This is a genomic window from Bradyrhizobium sp. AZCC 2230 (assembly GCF_036924495.1).
GTDB classification, from domain to species: Bacteria; Pseudomonadota; Alphaproteobacteria; order Rhizobiales; family Xanthobacteraceae; genus Bradyrhizobium; species Bradyrhizobium rifense.
Genome location: NZ_JAZHRS010000001.1, coordinates 3888246 through 3903099, shown reverse-complemented (window position 1 = coordinate 3903099; position 14854 = coordinate 3888246). Strand labels below are relative to the sequence as shown.

Below are 14854 nucleotides of genomic sequence, written 5' to 3'. Positions count from 1 at the left end.
CGGGGAGAGGCCGGATTGTGCGTGAGCGCAATCCGGGTGAGGGGGAGTCTCCGCGAGTCCAATTCTCACCGTTTGTGCGGAAGCAGCCCCTCACCCCAACCCTCTCCCCGCGAAGAGCGGGGCGAGGGAGCTCACCTTCCGCGCAAATGGCGGTCGCACAATGACCCGGGCAATTGTGAAAAACTCCGCTGTCATCGTCCGCCTTGACCGGACGATCCAGTACGCCGCGGCAGTCGTGGGAATCTCAGGCGCCGGTGATTACTGGATGCCCGCCTTCGCGGGCATGACGAAGAAGATTTGAAGGGGACGACAATGAACCAGCCGGCATCCGCCTACTTCATCGAGGAGCGTCACGATCCCAACGAGACGCACACGCTTGCGGTGCTTGTGCAGAACGAGCCCGGCGTGCTCGCCCGCGTCATAGGCCTGTTCTCCGGTCGCGGTTACAACATCGAGAGCCTCACAGTCTCGGAGACCGAGAGCCAGAAGCATCTCTCGCGCATCACCATCGTCACCACGGGCACGCCGATGGTGATCCAGCAGATCAAGCACCAGCTCGATCGCATGATCCCGGTCTACCAGGTCGTCGACATGACCCAGACCAAGCGCTCGATCGAACGTGAGCTTGCGATGGTCAAGGTGCGCGGGCAGGGCGAGCATCGTGTCGAGGCGCTGCGGCTGGCGGATGCGTTCCGTGCCCGCGTGATCGACGCCACCACCGAGAGCTTTGTGTTCGAGATCACGGGCAATACCGACAAGATCAACCAGTTTATCGACCTGATGCGCCCGCTCGGCCTTGTCGAGGTGTCGCGCACCGGCGTTGCCGCGATCGGCCGCGGGCCTGAGGGGATGTGAACCATGCTGGCGCGCGACTGGTACTATAACGAGCGGAACCGGATGGGCATCGGGCCCACGGTGGCGTCGATCTACGACTCTCACGACGATGCCGATCTGCATGCGCGCGCCGCGCTGAAAATGTTGGGTGTCCAGCGGGGCTGGCGGATTGCCGACATCGGCTGCGGTAACGGCGTGCTGGCGACCGAAGCGTCGCTGATGGGCGCCGAGGTCGACGCCATCGACATCTCGCCGGCGATGCTGGCGCTCGCCGAGATCTACGCGCGCGACCGCAAGGCGCCCGTGCGCACGCAATCAGCCGGCCTGCTCTCCTTCGCCTACCAGCCGGAATCCTACGATCTGATCGTCAGCGAGTTCACGCTGCACCATCTGCCGGACTTCTGGAAGGCGGTGGCAATGTCGCGGATTTTTCGCGCGCTCAAGCCGGGCGCGACCTTTTACCTGCGCGACATCGTCTACGCCTCGATGCCTGACGCCGTTGAGCGGGACGTCGAGCAATGGGCCGACTACCACATCAAGAACCACGATTTCTCGCACGAGAGCGTGGTGACGCATATGCGCGACGAATATTCCACTTTCGGCTGGGTCATGGAGCGGATGCTGACCGATGTTGGCTTTGCGCTGGTCTCGGCCGACTACCACGCACCGATGCACGGCACTTATCTTCTGCGCAAACCCAATCCTTCAACGTAAAGGCCGGCGAGCAAGGCTAGACGAGAACAACAAGCAGGGCTGCACGACAGGGCAGAACCGGAAATAACAATGAAGCCGGCCGACATCCTCATCGCCCTCATGGTGGCGATCATCTGGGGGCTTGCCTTTGTGGCGAGCCGGATCGCGCTCGACGAGTTTTCGCCGGAGCTGATGACGGCTATGCGTTTCACCATTGCGGCGGTGCCGTGCCTGTTCATTCCCAAGCCGAAGGTCGCCTGGTCGCTGCTGATTGCGATCAGCTTTACGCTGTTCCTCGGCCAGTTCCTGAGCCAGGCCTACGGCATCGCCCATGGTGTGCCGGTGGGTCTGACCTCCGTCGTCGTGCAGAGCCAGGCGCTGTTCACGATCGGCTTTGCGGCGCTCGTCTTCGGTGAACGCCCGACGCCGGCGCAGACGCTCGGCATCGTCATCGCAGCCATCGGGCTGCTGATGATCTGCGGCACCGTCGGTTATGATTTCAGCGTCGGCGCCTTTGCGGTGCTGATGATCGCCCCGATCTGTTTTGCCGCGGGAAATCTCCTGCTGCGCGGCGCTCGCGGCGGGCCGATGTTCGATCTGTTCGCCTGGCTGTGCCTCACTGCGGCGGTGCCGCTGTTCGCGCTAGCGCTTGTCGTGAACGGGCCGGCGCCGACCTTCAAGTCACTGATCCATATGTCGCTCACCGGCTTGATCTGCCTGCTGGTGATCGGCGCGATCTCGACCAGCATCGCCTATTGGCTGTGGGGCCGGCTGCTGCGTGATTATCCGGCGGCGCAAGTCGTGCCGTTCGCGCTACTGGTGCCGTTCGTCGGCTCGGCTGCGTCCAGCGTCGTGTTCGGCGAACGGTTCGGGCCGCTGCGCCTCGCCGGCATGCTGACCGTGATCGGTGGCATTGCGGTGATGGTGCTGGTCAAGCGGCCCAAGGCGTTACCCAAAGAATCGCTTGCGAAGACCGCGTGAGGTGAACATGGCCAACTCGCTCTTCTACGCCTTCCTCGCCTTCATGGTGGTGATGTACTTCACCCCCGGGCCGAACAACATCATGCTGCTGGCCTCGGGCCTGACCTACGGCTTCCGGCGCACCATCCCCCACATCGCCGGCATCGTCATCGGCTTCGCCTTCATGGTCGGCGCGGTCGGCCTAGGGCTCGGCACCGTGTTCCTGGCGTACCCGATCCTCCAGACCATCCTGAAATATGCCGGCGCGGCCTACCTGATTTACCTGGCCGCTGTGATCGCCTTCTCCGGTCCGGCCAAGCCGGGCGAGGGGGACAGCCGCGGTCCGATGACCTTCTGGGGTGCCGCCATGTTCCAGTGGATCAATGCCAAGGGCTGGGTGATCGTGATCGGCACCATCACCGCCTACGCGGCGATTGCCCAGTTCCCGATCAACATCGCCATCCAGACCCTGATCAGCCTGCTGGTCGGCGCTGTCTCGACCGTGGTCTGGGCTTTCTTCGGCACTGCACTACGACCGGTGCTGACCTCGGAGCGGCTGGTCCGCGCCTTCAATATCCTGATGGCGCTGCTGCTGCTCGCCTCCCTCTACCCCGTTTTCATGGATGCATGATGTCGCGGATTTCCATGCAGAAACGGGTTTCCCTAAGGGCTGAAAATGCTCTAGACAGCCCCCGAAATCCGCAAATTCCACCCTTCGGACACCGACCTTTGGCCGATTCTGGCCCTCAAATGAGGAAATGACTATGCGTGTTTATTACGATCGCGACGCCGACCTGAACCTGATCAAGGGCAAGAAGGTCGCCATCGTCGGCTATGGCAGCCAGGGCCACGCCCATGCGCTCAACCTCAAGGACTCCGGCGTCAAGGACGTGGCAATTGCGCTGCGCAAGGACTCGGGCTCGGTCAAGAAGGCGGAAGCCGCCGGCTTCAAGGTGATGGAAGTGGCCGACGCCGCCAAATGGGCCGACCTCGTCATGATGCTGACCCCGGACGAGCTCCAGGGCGATATCTATCGCGAGCACCTGCACGACAACATGAAGAAGGGCGCCGCGCTCGTCTTCGCGCACGGCCTCAACGTCCACTTTAACCTGCTCGACCCGCGCGCCGACCTCGACGTGCTGATGATCGCGCCGAAGGGCCCAGGCCACACCGTGCGCTCGGAGTATCAGCGCGGCGGCGGCGTGCCCTGCCTAATCGCGATCGCCAAGGATGTCTCGGGCAACGCCCATGACCTCGGCCTGTCCTACGCCTCCGCTGTTGGCGGCGGCCGCGCCGGCATCATCGAGACCACCTTCAAGGAAGAATGCGAGACCGATTTGTTCGGCGAGCAGGTCGTGCTCTGCGGCGGCCTGGTCGAGCTGATCAAGGGCGGCTACGAGACCCTGGTCGAAGCTGGCTACGCGCCGGAGATGGCCTATTTCGAGTGCCTGCACGAAGTGAAGCTGATCGTCGACCTGATCTATGAAGGTGGCATCGCCAACATGAACTACTCGATCTCCAACACGGCTGAGTACGGCGAGTACGTCACCGGTCCGCGCATCGTCACCGCTGAGACCAAGGCCGAGATGAAGCGCGTTCTCGCCGACATCCAGGGCGGCAAGTTCGCCCGCGACTGGATGCTCGAGAACAAGGTCAACCAGACCTCGTTCAAGGCGACCCGCGCCAAGCTCGCCCAGCACCCGATCGAGGAAGTCGGCGCGAAACTCCGCGACATGATGCCCTGGATCAAGAAGGGCGCGCTGGTCGACAAGTCGAAGAACTAAGGCGGCGATCTCTGGACGTGGCGCGTCGCTGACACGCTACGTTCGGGCTGCCGATGCGAAAACAAAAAGCTTCGCGCGCCAAACCAAATCTTAAATCTTCGCGACTATGTCTGAGCGAGATCGCAAACAGCGGTCTCGCTCTTTCCGTCTCGCGCGAAGCATTGCTGCTTCATTCAAATTCTTCGCGAGTTGAAGTGCTCTCAGAGAGCCAAGAACTGACGCTTAAACCACATTCTTGAGATCGCGTCGTTTCTCAGACTTTTTCAGAAAGTTGCGATCTCCAAAAGCGCTGTGTCCTCAGAGTCTAGGATTCGGATCTTCATCTGCGCTCTCATCGCGCGATCAAGCGCGTTTCGCGACGTTCGCACGCCGCTTCATCTTAAGAGCCGGCACCCGCTGTGCCTTCTTGCAGTGCGCCGAGGTCTCGAAAAAGATCGTCGGTGCGCGGCTTGAGAACCGGGCATCATTGCGCTGGAGGGGCCTTCTCCTACATGATCGCGTGGGGCTAAAGGGGGGAAGACCATGCGATCTGTCGTCATCACCGGCGCATCCACCGGCATCGGCTGGGCCATTGCGAAATTTCTGATTGGGCGCGGCTATCGCGTCTTCGGCAGCGTCCGCAAGCAGGCCGACGCCGACCGGCTGAAAGGTGAGTTCGGCCAAAACTTCACGCCGCTGCTGTTCGACGTCACCGACGAGGCCGCCGTGCTGGCGGCCGCGCGCCAGGTGCGCGAGGCGCTGGGCGGAGAGACGCTGGCGGGTCTCGTCAACAATGCCGGTGTTGCCGTCGCTGGCCCCGTGCTCGAATTGTCGGCGGATGACTTCCGCCGCCAGATGGACGTCAACGTCATCGGGCCCGTGATCGCGACGCAGGCGTTCGGACCGCTGCTCGGTGCAGATCCGTCGCTGAAGGGGCCGAAAGGGCGGATCGTGATGATCAGCTCGGTCGCGGGCAAGAATGGCAATCCGCTGTCGGCACCCTATTGCGCCTCCAAGCATGCGATCGAGGGCCTCTCGGAAAGCCTGCGCCGCGAGCTGATGCTGTTCGGCATCGACGTCATCATCGTCGCGCCCGGCGCGGTGAAGACGCCGATCTGGAGCAAGGCCGAGCAGATCGACATGTCGGTCTACCAGAACTCGCCCTATCTCCCCGCGCTCAACAAGGTCATGGCGTTCATGATGAAGCTCGGTGAGACCGGGCTGCCGGCTGAGCGGATCGCGGAGGTCGTCTTCGAGGCGCTCACGGCTGCAAAGCCCAGGGTTCGCTACCAGATCACGCCTGACCGGATGCGGCACTTCATGACGGCCACGCTGCCCAAGCGAGCCGTCGACCGCATCATCGCCAAGCGGCTCGGGCTGCTGCCGCAGGGCTGAGCCGGCCGCTCAGCTCGCCACGGCCGTCCGTCCGCGCGGATGGGCGGCCATCGCGACCAGCCGTAGTGCCATCACCGCGAGCAGCGGAACGAGGAACGCGGCATAGAGCGGCATCGCCGGCACGCGTTTGCCGAACGACACCATGAACTGGAACCAGAGATAGTAGCCGCCGACGAGGTGCAGCGCGCGCCAGGCGCGCGGACCGATCAGCGCGGCCGTGCGATCGAACGAGGTCGCGCTCATGGCGATGATCACGGCATAGCCGATGCCGCCGAAGATGTAGGAGGCCGGCGAGGTCGCCTCCGCAAAGCCGGCCGGGTCCATTTTCGCGAATACAACGATCGCAACCGCGTGGATGGCGTGGGAGGCCGCAAAACTGAGGCCCAGATAGCGGCGGTTGCGGCGCTGCCAGCGCGTCCAGGCGTTTGGCCAGAGCCGCGCCAGCGCCGCGGCACCGAAGGCGAGGCAGAACAGCAGCAGCGAGCTGCGCGCCGTGAAGCGGATCACCATGCGCACGCCCTCGACCTCGAACTGCCGCATCGAGGCGATCCAGAGGCTTAAGACGATCAGGCTCAGCGTGAGGGCGGCGAGCAGCCGCCAGCCTTCGAACCAGCTTTGACGTTGGGACATGGGGTCTCCTCCATTATGTAATCATCGATTACATTTCGAGGTGATGGGGTCGTCAATGGTGTAATCGCCGCTTACATTCACGTTCGGGTGATGCTAGAAGGCGCCATGCCCGCCCGTCAGACGTCCAAGCCTCAGACCTCAAGACCTCGCGCCCGTCGCCAGACATCCGAAGCCCGGCCCTATCATCACGGCGACCTCCGCCGCGTGCTGATCGATGCTGCGCTGCAACTGGCGGCCGAGGGCGCTGAGGTGTCTGTGCGCGAGGCTGCGCGCCGGGCCGCGGTGTCGCCGGGGGCGCCGTTCCGGCACTTCCCCAACCGCGACGCGCTGATGGCGGCGGTGGCCGAGGAGGCGCAGCGGCGCTTTCGCGCCGGGATCGAGGCCGCGCTGGCGGAAGCGCCGTCAGCCGATCCGCTGGCCCGCTTCCGCGCCTTCGGCATCGCTTATGTGCGCTGGGCGATGCGCAATCCCGCCCACTTCGAGATCATCTCCACGGGGCGCTATTTCGCCCATGGCAGCTCAGCCGAGCTGACGCGCGACAATGCCGAGCTGGTCGCGCTGACCGAGCGGATGCTGGCCGAGGCGGCCGGACAGGGCCTGCTGCGATCGACGGATATCAAACGCATCCTGATTGCCGGCCGTGCCCTGATCTACGGCTTTGCCCGGATGAACCTCGACGGCCATTTTCCGCGCTGGGGCGTGGCGGAGGACGAGATCGAGCTGATGGCGGAGGGGGTGATCGATCTGTTCATCGCGGGGATCGCCAAGCCCTAGCGTGCTCGGCGTGCGGCTCTTCGCCCCCCGCTAACATTAAGCGAAGGTCGGATCGTTACACGCGTTGCTTGTCCGTGACCGTTCAATTACAGTTTTATGACACGGCGCAGGCTTTCCGGCTGCGTCGAACGCCGCAGGCCGATCAGACGGCTTGGCATCACCCGCCGGACCAGAAGTTGCGTGTCGTCAATGGCGTCCGCGCCTAATTCAGGTCCTTCCGCCACCACCGCCGTCCTGGCGAGCGTCGCCGCGCTCGGCATCTGGCGGCTGCTCGCGGTTGCCGCGCCGCATTTCGCCGCGCTTGCGCTGATGTACGAGACCGAGACCGATTTCGGCTCGCGCCTCTCCTTCCTGCTCGCCTGGGGCATCCTCAACTTCTTCTGGATCACGCTGCTGCGCCGGCCGGCACTGTCGGGCGCGCTGTCGCTGACCATGGTCGTGGTGCTGGTGCTGCTGTCGCGGCTCAAGCACGACGTCGTGCAGATGACGGTCAACTTCATCGACCTGATGATGATCGACCGCGACACGGTCGCGTTCCTGTTCACGATCTTCCCGAATTTGCGCTGGTCGGTGATCGGGGCCGGCTTGGTCACGCTGCCGCTGATGTATGCGCTGTGGTGGCTCGATCCGTTCCGCATCCGCCGCCTGCCGGCACTCGCCGCGATGCTCGCCTGTCTCGCGGGGTTAGTCGGATATTCCGTCTATCATCCGGATGAAGCCTGGCGCGGCTATTACGACGACGGCTATCTCTCGAAATTCTTCCGCTCGGGCGTCAGTGCGGTTTCCGACTTCGCGCAGTATGGCTTCATGGAGTCGGACGCCTCGACCAATGAGCGGCTCAACATGCCGCTGGTCGATTCCTGCCATCCGGCTGGCAGGCGGCCGAACATCATCATGATCCATGATGAATCGAGTTTCGACATCCGCGCCGCACAGGGCATCAAGGTGCCGTCGGGTTACGGTAGCCACTTCAAATCCTGGGACGGCAAGCAGCGGACCTTCCTGGCCGAAAGCAATGGCGGGCCGAGCTGGTTCACCGAATACAACGTGCTGGCCGGTCTCTCCTCGCGCTCGTTCGGCCGCTTCGCCTATTTCGTGACGCGCATCGCCTCGGGCCGTGTCGAGCGCGGCCTGCCGCTGGCGCTGCGCCGTTGCGGTTACGACACCATGTCGCTCTATCCCGCCTATGGCGGCTTCATGGGTGCGCGCAGCTTTCAGGTGACGACCGGCGTCGAGCGCTTCCTGGACTCGAAAGACCTCGGCGCCAAGGATGTCGAGCCCGACAGCTTCTTCTACGACAAGGCGCTCCAGTTGATGGGCACGCGGACGCCGAACAAGCCGCTGTTCAGCTTCATCTATCTCGGCGCCAATCACTTCCCTTGGGAGACGCGCTTCCGCCCCGATCTGGTGCCGAACTGGCGCGCGCCGGGCAACGTACCGTCCATCGACGAATATCTGCGCCGGCAGGCGATGAGCGCCGAGCAGTACAAGACTTTCATCGCGGGCTTGAAGAAGACTTTTCCGGGCGAGCCTTTCCTGATCGTGCGCTATGGCGATCACCAGCCTGAGTTCGCGCCCAATCTGCTCGAGCCCGGGCTCGATGAAGGCGCGATCGGCAAGAAGCTCGACGCCTATGATCCGCGCCTCTATGCGACCTATTACGCGATCGACGCCGTCAATTTCGAGCCGGTGAAGAGCGACGCGGTGATGGACACGATCGACGGTCCCTATCTGCCGCTGGTGGTCCAGGAAGCCGCCGGCATTCCGCTCGATCCGTCCTTCGCCGAGCAGAAGGAGATCATGCTCCGCTGCAAGGGCATCTTCTACGGCTGCAAAGACGGCGCCGAGGCGCGGCGGCTGAATCGGCTGCTGATCAATGCCGGGATGATTCACGGGCTTTAGTTACTGGCATCCTAGCGCCCGCCGACTTTCCCCCACAGCCACTTCGCCACCACATCCGGCGATGAATTCGCGTCATTGCCGCTGGCGCGCAGATTGGCCTCGCGCATGGTGGCGATGTCGATCTTGCCGAGGAGCGGGCTCAGCGCCGCTTTGAGCCGTTCGTCACCGGCGCGCTTCGGCGCCAGCAGCAGGATAGCATCGTAAGGCGGGATCGCTTGCTTGGGATCGTCGAGCGCCACCAGCTCGTATTTCGCGATCAGCCCGTCGCTGGTATAGCCCGCGATCACGTCGACCTCGCCGCTCGCGACCGCCGCATACATGAAATCCGGCTGCATCTGGCGCTGCGCGCTGAACTGAAGACCGTAGGCCTTTTGGAGCGCCGCCCATTCGGGCCGCGAGAAGAATTCGTAGTCGCCGGCGATCGACATCGTTGATGCATGCGCGGCGAGATCGGCGATGGTGCGGATGCCAAGCGCGTCGGCGCGCTTCTTCGGCAGCACCAGCGCATAGGCATTCTCGAAGCCGAGTTCGCCGAGCAGCGTGATGTTGTCCTTCGCGAGCGCCGTCTTCAAATCTGCCACCAGCTCCGCACGCGGCTTGATGTCGGTGCGGTGCAACTGGTTGGCCCAGAGCGTGCCGGAATAGTCGACATAGAGATCGATGTCGCCGGCCTTCAGCGCCTCGAAGATCACGCTCGAGCCGAGACCCGACCGCGCCGTGGCGGAGAGGCCGGTTGCCTGGAGGCGGTCTCGAAGCAGGGCCGAGAGCACGTATTGCTCCGCAAAGGTTTTTGCGCCGACCACATAGCCGGACGACGAACGCCCCATCGTCGGCACCAGCGTCGCCGCAACCAGCGCCGCGATCCCGATCGCACCCAGCCCGGCGCCCATGCGGCTGCGATTGCGCAGCCCGCTCTCGATCAGGCCGAGCAGCTGATCGACGGCGAGCGCGAGCAGGGCTGAGGCAAAGCAGCCGAACAGCACGAACACCCAGTTCTGGGTCTGGAGCCCCGCAAAAATGTAATTGCCGAGGCTGGTCTGCCCGATCGGCGTCGACAGCGTGGCGGTGCCGATCACCCACACCGCGGCGGTGCGGATGCCGGCCATCATCACCGGCAGTGCCAGCGGAAGCTCGACCATGACGAGCGACTGTCTCCCCGTCATGCCGACGCCTTTCGCGGCCTCGATCAGCGCGGGGTCGATGCCGTTGAGCCCGGTGATGCCGTTGCGCAGGACGGGCAGCATCGAATAGAGCGCCAGCGCCAGCATCGCCGGCAGGAATCCGAATGCGGAGAAGGAGACGCCGAACCATTTGAGCGTCACGGACGCCGCAAGCAGCAGCAGCGGATAGAACAGCGCGAGCAGCGCCAGCCCCGGCACCGTCTGCACGATGCTGGCGAGCGCGAGCAGGATGGCGCGCGGCGCGGGGCGGTTGCGTGTGAGGATTGCGAGCGGCAGGCTGACGGCGAGGCCAAGCGCGAGCGCGGCGAGGCTCACCCGCACATGATTGCCGAGATAATCGGGCAAATGCGATAGCGCCTCGCCCCAGCGTGGATCGGCGAACAGGCTCATGCCGCACCGCTCTGTGGCAAGAGCGCGTTCAGCCGTTCGACCTGGCGCCGTGGCGTCCGTAACAGCTCCAGCACATAGGCATCGCTGCTCGTTGAGAGCTCCGACGGCGTGCCCTGCGCGAGCGGCTTGCCGCCACGCATCACCGCAATGCGGTCGGCGAGCAGGATTGCCTCCGTCATGTCGTGTGTGATCATCACCGTCGTCAGGCCGAGCCTGCGATGCAGTGAACGATAATCGTCCCCGAGCGCATCGCGGGTGAGGGGATCGAGCGCCCCGAACGGCTCGTCCATCAGCACAATGCGAGGTTTTGCTGCCAGCGCCCGCGCCACGCCGACGCGCTGGCGCTGCCCGCCCGAAAGTGCCTCCGGCAGCCTGTCACGATGGGCGGCACGGTCGAGCTGCACCAGCTCGATCAGCTCGTCGACGCGCGCGGCGATCTCGGTTGCGGGTGCGCCGAGCAGCTTTGGCGTGATCCCGATATTGTCGGCGACGCTTAAATGAGGAAACAGCCCGCCGCTCTGGAAGACGTAGCCGATCCGGCGCCGCAGCGCGACCGGATCGACGTTCTGGACGTTCTCGCCCTCGACCGTGATATTGCCGCTATCGGCCTCGATCAGCCGGTTGGCGAGCCGCAGCAGCGTCGTTTTTCCAGAGCCGGAGCCGCCGACGATCGCCAGAAACTCGCCGTCGGCGATGTCGAGCGAGACGTCGTCGACGGCCCTGAGGGCACCGAAGCTCTTGGTGACGTTTCGGTAGCTGATCGCCAGCTTGGAGGACATCGCGGGTGGGCTCGCTGTTCTCTTACCCTCCCCTGGAGGGGGAGGGTCGATCGCGCGAAGCGCGAGCGGGGTGGGGTGATCTCTCCGCACGGGCACCGCTTCTGCGGAAAGACTGTCACCCCACCCCGTCTCACATTTCGCTGCGCTCATGTGAGCCGACCCTCCCCCTCCAGGGGAGGGTAAGGGGACGGCCAGCCCCATGCGTAGCACGCTTGGCCGGTTGATTGAACTTGATCGCGCGAGCGGCTAAGGCATCAAGCCAAGTTCGGAGGAAACACATGACAACGCCCACGGCAGTGGCGCTGGAAGATGCCAAGGTTGCGTTCCGGCTGGGGGACGGGCGGGTCTATACGGCGGTGGAGAAGGCCCAACTCGCGGTCGCGCAGGGCGAGTTCGTCGCCATTGTCGGCCCGACCGGCTGCGGAAAATCCACGCTGCTCAATGTCGCCGCAGGGCTGCTGAAGCCGGCCGCCGGCAACGTCAAGATTTTTGATCGGCCGCTCGCGGGGCTGAACCGGGACGCCGGCTATCTGTTCCAGGCCGATGCGCTGTTCCCCTGGAAGACCGCGCTCGATAATGTCGCGATCGGGCTCGAGATCAAGGGCACGCCGCGGGCCGAGGCGCTGCCGCAGGCGCAGAAATGGCTCACCTCCGTCGGCCTCGGCGCCTTTGCGGGCCGCTATCCGCACATGCTCTCCGGCGGCCAGCGCAAGCGTGTGGCGCTCGCGCAAGTGCTGATCCGCGACCCAAAGATCCTGTTGATGGACGAGCCGTTCGGGCCGCTCGACGCGCAGACGCGCCAGGTGATGGGCAATCTGCTGCTCGACTTGTGGAATGCCGACCGCAAGGCCGTGCTGTTCGTCACTCATGATCTCGAGGAGGCGATCGCACTCGCCGACCGCGTCGTGATCATGTCGGCGGGACCGTCCTCACGCATCATCGGCGACTGGCGCGTGACGCTCGCCCGCCCTCGCGACATCTTCGAGGTGCGGATGGAAAAGGAGTTCCATGCGCTGCATCGCGAGATCTGGAGCGTGCTCAAGGACGAGGTGATGAAGGGCTACGCGCAATCCACTCACGCGGCGGAGGCGGTCTGATGTCACGCGTCACGCTGCTTGCACTGCAAGTCCTGGTCGCCATCGTCTGCATCGTGTTGTGGCAGTTGCTGTCGACCGTGCCGGTGTTCGGCAAGATCCTGCTGCCGCCGTTCTTCTTCTCCAATCCGGTCGACGTATTCGAGCAGATCGTCAAATGGTTCGCCTCTGGCGTGATCTGGAAGCATCTCTGGATCACGCTTGTGGAGTCGATCCTGGCCTTCGTGATCGGCTCGCTCGGCGGCGTCCTCGTTGGCTTCTGGTTCGCGCGCCAGCCGCTCGTCGCCGCAGTGTTCGACCCCTACGTTAAGATGGTCAACGCACTGCCGCGCGTGGTCCTTGCGCCGATCTTTGCGCTGTGGCTTGGCCTCGGCATCTGGTCCAAGGTCGCGCTCGGCGTGACGCTGGTGTTCTTCATCGTATTCTTCAACGTCTATCAGGGCGTCAAGGAAGTCAGCCGCACCGTGCTCGACAATGGCCGCATGCTCGGCATGAGCGAGGGGCAGCTGATGCGGCACGTCTATTGGCCGTCGGCGCTGTCCTGGATGTTCTCCTCGCTGCACACCTCTGTCGGCTTCGCCGTGGTCGGCGCCGTCGTCGGAGAATATCTGGGATCGGCCGCAGGGCTCGGCTATCTGATCCAGCAGGCCGAAGGCGTGTTCGACGTCGCCGGCGTATTTGCCGGCATGTTCGTGCTGTCGGCCTTCGTCATCCTGATCGATTTTGGGGTTACGCTGGTGGAGCGTCGCCTGCTGGTGTGGCGGCCGACGGTGGATGGGCGCGGCTAAGTGCTGGGCCCGCGCATCGGCGCGAGCCCCGATCGCGAAGGTTCAATCCAGCAGCTTGACGTCGTCCGGCGCCTGCGGCGGCGTCTTGATCGCGATCGCCTTGACCTGGCCGCTGATCGGCTTGGTGCCGCCATGCGGCGTGCCCTTGGGGATGATGACGAGGTCGCCCGGCTTCACCGTGACCTCCTTGTCACCGAACCAGATCGTACCGGTGCCCTCCAGAATGTACTGGATCTCGTTGGTGTTGGGATGCATGTGCTTGGGCACGTTGCCGACCTGAATCGACACAGTGGCACCATCGGCAACCATGAAAGTCTTGGAGCGATAGCCGACATTGTTGGCGGCCCCGAGCGCATCGCCTTCCATCTCGCTGGTATGGATAATTTGCGGGGTGACATTTTCGGCCGCCAGCGCCGGCCGTAGCAGGTGAGCTGCGCCGCATCCGGCGGCAAAAGCGGTGGCGATCGACAGCCCGATTCCAAGGCGATTCATGTATCATCCTCCCGATCAAGAATTGTTCTTGTTTGCGCATGCTATTGCGCCGAAAGGCCAATGGCCAGTGCCACTTAAGCGGTGCTTCTCAAGCCAGTCGCGCTGCTCTATGGTGCCGCATGCCGAACGGAGGAAACCAATGAAGAACACGATAGCCAGGCTCGCCGGCGCGCTGCTCGCGCTGACGCTCACCACCGGTCTTGCCGCAGCGCAAAGCAAGGTGACCATCGCGATCGGTGGCGGCGCCTGCCTGTGCTATCTGCCGACGGTGCTGGCCAAGCAGCTCGGCGAGTACGAGAAGGCCGGCCTCAATGTCGAGCTGGTTGACCTCAAGGGCGGCTCGGACGCACTCAAGGCCGTGCTCGGCGGCAGCGCCGACGTGGTGTCCGGCTATTTCGACCATTGCGTCAACTTGGCGGCCAAGAAGCAGGAGCTGCAGGCTTTCGTGGTCTATGACCGCTATCCCGGCCTCGTGCTGGTGGTCGCGCCGTCGCACACCGGGGACATCAAATCGGTCAAGGATCTCGCCGGCAAGAAGGTCGGTGTCAGCGCGCCCGGCTCCTCCACCGACTTCTTCCTGAAATATCTCCTGAAGAAGAACGGGCTCGACCCCGCCGGCACCGCCGTGATCGGCGTTGGCCTCGGCGCCACGGCCGTGGCTGCGATGGAGCAGGGTCAGATCGACGCTGCGGTGATGCTCGATCCCTCCGTCACCGTGCTCCAGGGCACCCACAAGGATTTGCGCATCCTCAGCGACACGCGCACCCAGAAGGACACGCTTGAGACTTTCGGCGGCGAATATCCGGGTGGGGCGCTGTATTCGACCGTGGCCTGGATCAATGGACACGAGAAGGAGACGCAAGCACTGACCAATGCGATGCTCGCCACGATCGCCTGGATCCATTCGCATTCGCCCGAAGAGATCATGGCCAAGATGCCGGACGAGATGGTCGGCAAGAACAAGGAGCTTTATCTCGCCGCGCTGAAGAACACGATCCCGATGTTCTCCGAGACCGGCAAGATGGATCCGAAGGGCGCCGATGCCGTGCTGGCGGTGTTCAGCGTCGGTTCGCCCGAGGTGGCCAACGCCAAAATCGACGTTAGCAAGACTTTTACCAACAAGTTTGTCGACCAGGCCAAGAAGACCACGGGGAGCGCCAAATAACTGACGCGAAGGCT

The 14854-nt window shown here is 63.9% G+C and carries 16 protein-coding genes; 12 read left to right on the top strand and 4 right to left on the bottom strand.

Features of this window, described 5'->3' with window-relative positions:
* Positions 1–160 precede the first annotated feature (160 nt).
* From V1280_RS18720 to V1280_RS18690, 7 genes are all read left to right on the top strand, one after another.
* Positions 161–301: a hypothetical protein gene (locus tag V1280_RS18720; RefSeq protein WP_334527023.1), complete on the top strand. Its 141-nt coding sequence runs from the start codon at positions 161–163 to the stop codon at positions 299–301.
* A gap of 11 nt (positions 302–312) precedes the next feature.
* Positions 313–855 (top strand): acetolactate synthase small subunit, encoded by a 543-nt coding sequence (gene ilvN / locus V1280_RS18715; protein ID WP_334527020.1) that lies wholly within the window; start codon positions 313–315, stop codon positions 853–855.
* Between the two features lie 3 nt (positions 856–858).
* Positions 859–1548 carry a class I SAM-dependent methyltransferase gene (locus tag V1280_RS18710; protein ID WP_442895141.1) on the top strand — a complete coding sequence of 230 codons (690 nt, stop codon included), beginning with the start codon at positions 859–861 and terminating at the stop codon, positions 1546–1548.
* A gap of 69 nt (positions 1549–1617) precedes the next feature.
* The gene (locus tag V1280_RS18705) at positions 1618–2508 is read left to right on the top strand and encodes an EamA family transporter (RefSeq protein WP_334527019.1); all 891 of its coding nucleotides are present in this window, start codon (positions 1618–1620) and stop codon (positions 2506–2508) included.
* Between the two features lie 7 nt (positions 2509–2515).
* Entirely contained in the window at positions 2516–3118 is a 603-nt protein-coding gene (locus tag V1280_RS18700) for a LysE family translocator (RefSeq protein WP_334527016.1), read from the top strand.
* A gap of 133 nt (positions 3119–3251) precedes the next feature.
* Positions 3252–4271: a ketol-acid reductoisomerase gene (gene ilvC, locus V1280_RS18695; RefSeq protein WP_008131520.1), complete on the top strand. Its 1020-nt coding sequence runs from the start codon at positions 3252–3254 to the stop codon at positions 4269–4271.
* 522 nt (positions 4272–4793) lie between these two features.
* Entirely contained in the window at positions 4794–5645 is an 852-nt protein-coding gene (locus V1280_RS18690; RefSeq protein WP_334527006.1) for an SDR family oxidoreductase, read from the top strand.
* Positions 5646–5654: 9 nt separating this feature from the next.
* Here the strand turns inward: V1280_RS18690 and V1280_RS18685 are convergent, their stop codons facing one another.
* The gene (locus V1280_RS18685) at positions 5655–6275 is read right to left on the bottom strand and encodes a hypothetical protein (protein ID WP_334527003.1); all 621 of its coding nucleotides are present in this window, start codon (positions 6273–6275) and stop codon (positions 5655–5657) included.
* 105 nt (positions 6276–6380) lie between these two features.
* Between V1280_RS18685 and V1280_RS18680 the strand changes: the two genes are divergently transcribed.
* Both V1280_RS18680 and V1280_RS18675 read left to right on the top strand, forming a co-directional pair.
* A complete protein-coding gene (locus tag V1280_RS18680; protein ID WP_334527000.1) occupies positions 6381–7049 on the top strand; it encodes a TetR/AcrR family transcriptional regulator in 669 nt (222 codons plus the stop codon).
* A 189-nt stretch (positions 7050–7238) separates the two neighbouring features.
* Entirely contained in the window at positions 7239–8951 is a 1713-nt protein-coding gene (locus V1280_RS18675) for a sulfatase-like hydrolase/transferase (protein ID WP_334526997.1), read from the top strand.
* A gap of 11 nt (positions 8952–8962) precedes the next feature.
* Here V1280_RS18675 and V1280_RS18670 read toward each other — a convergent pair whose 3' ends face one another.
* A complete protein-coding gene (locus tag V1280_RS18670; RefSeq protein WP_334526994.1) occupies positions 8963–10522 on the bottom strand; it encodes an ABC transporter permease/substrate-binding protein in 1560 nt (519 codons plus the stop codon).
* Positions 10519–11301, bottom strand: a complete 783-nt coding sequence (locus V1280_RS18665; RefSeq protein WP_334526991.1) for an ABC transporter ATP-binding protein — start codon at positions 11299–11301, stop codon at positions 10519–10521. Before V1280_RS18665 ends, V1280_RS18670 begins: the two co-directional genes overlap by 4 nt.
* 278 nt (positions 11302–11579) lie before the next feature.
* Here V1280_RS18665 and V1280_RS18660 point away from each other — a divergent pair, with 278 nt between their 5' ends.
* Together V1280_RS18660 and V1280_RS18655 are read left to right on the top strand one after the other, a co-directional pair.
* Positions 11580–12398, top strand: coding sequence for an ABC transporter ATP-binding protein (locus V1280_RS18660; RefSeq protein ID WP_334526988.1), 819 nt, complete (start codon positions 11580–11582; stop codon positions 12396–12398).
* Positions 12398–13183: an ABC transporter permease gene (locus tag V1280_RS18655; protein WP_334526985.1), complete on the top strand. Its 786-nt coding sequence runs from the start codon at positions 12398–12400 to the stop codon at positions 13181–13183. Before V1280_RS18660 ends, V1280_RS18655 begins: the two co-directional genes overlap by 1 nt.
* Before the next feature lie 42 nt (positions 13184–13225).
* Here V1280_RS18655 and V1280_RS18650 read toward each other — a convergent pair whose 3' ends face one another.
* Positions 13226–13675, bottom strand: a complete 450-nt coding sequence (locus V1280_RS18650) for a cupin domain-containing protein (protein ID WP_334526982.1) — start codon at positions 13673–13675, stop codon at positions 13226–13228.
* Positions 13676–13814: 139 nt separating this feature from the next.
* Between V1280_RS18650 and V1280_RS18645 the strand changes: the two genes are divergently transcribed.
* Positions 13815–14840 carry an ABC transporter substrate-binding protein gene (locus V1280_RS18645; RefSeq protein WP_334526979.1) on the top strand — a complete coding sequence of 342 codons (1026 nt, stop codon included), beginning with the start codon at positions 13815–13817 and terminating at the stop codon, positions 14838–14840.
* The last annotated feature ends 14 nt before the right edge of the window (positions 14841–14854 follow it).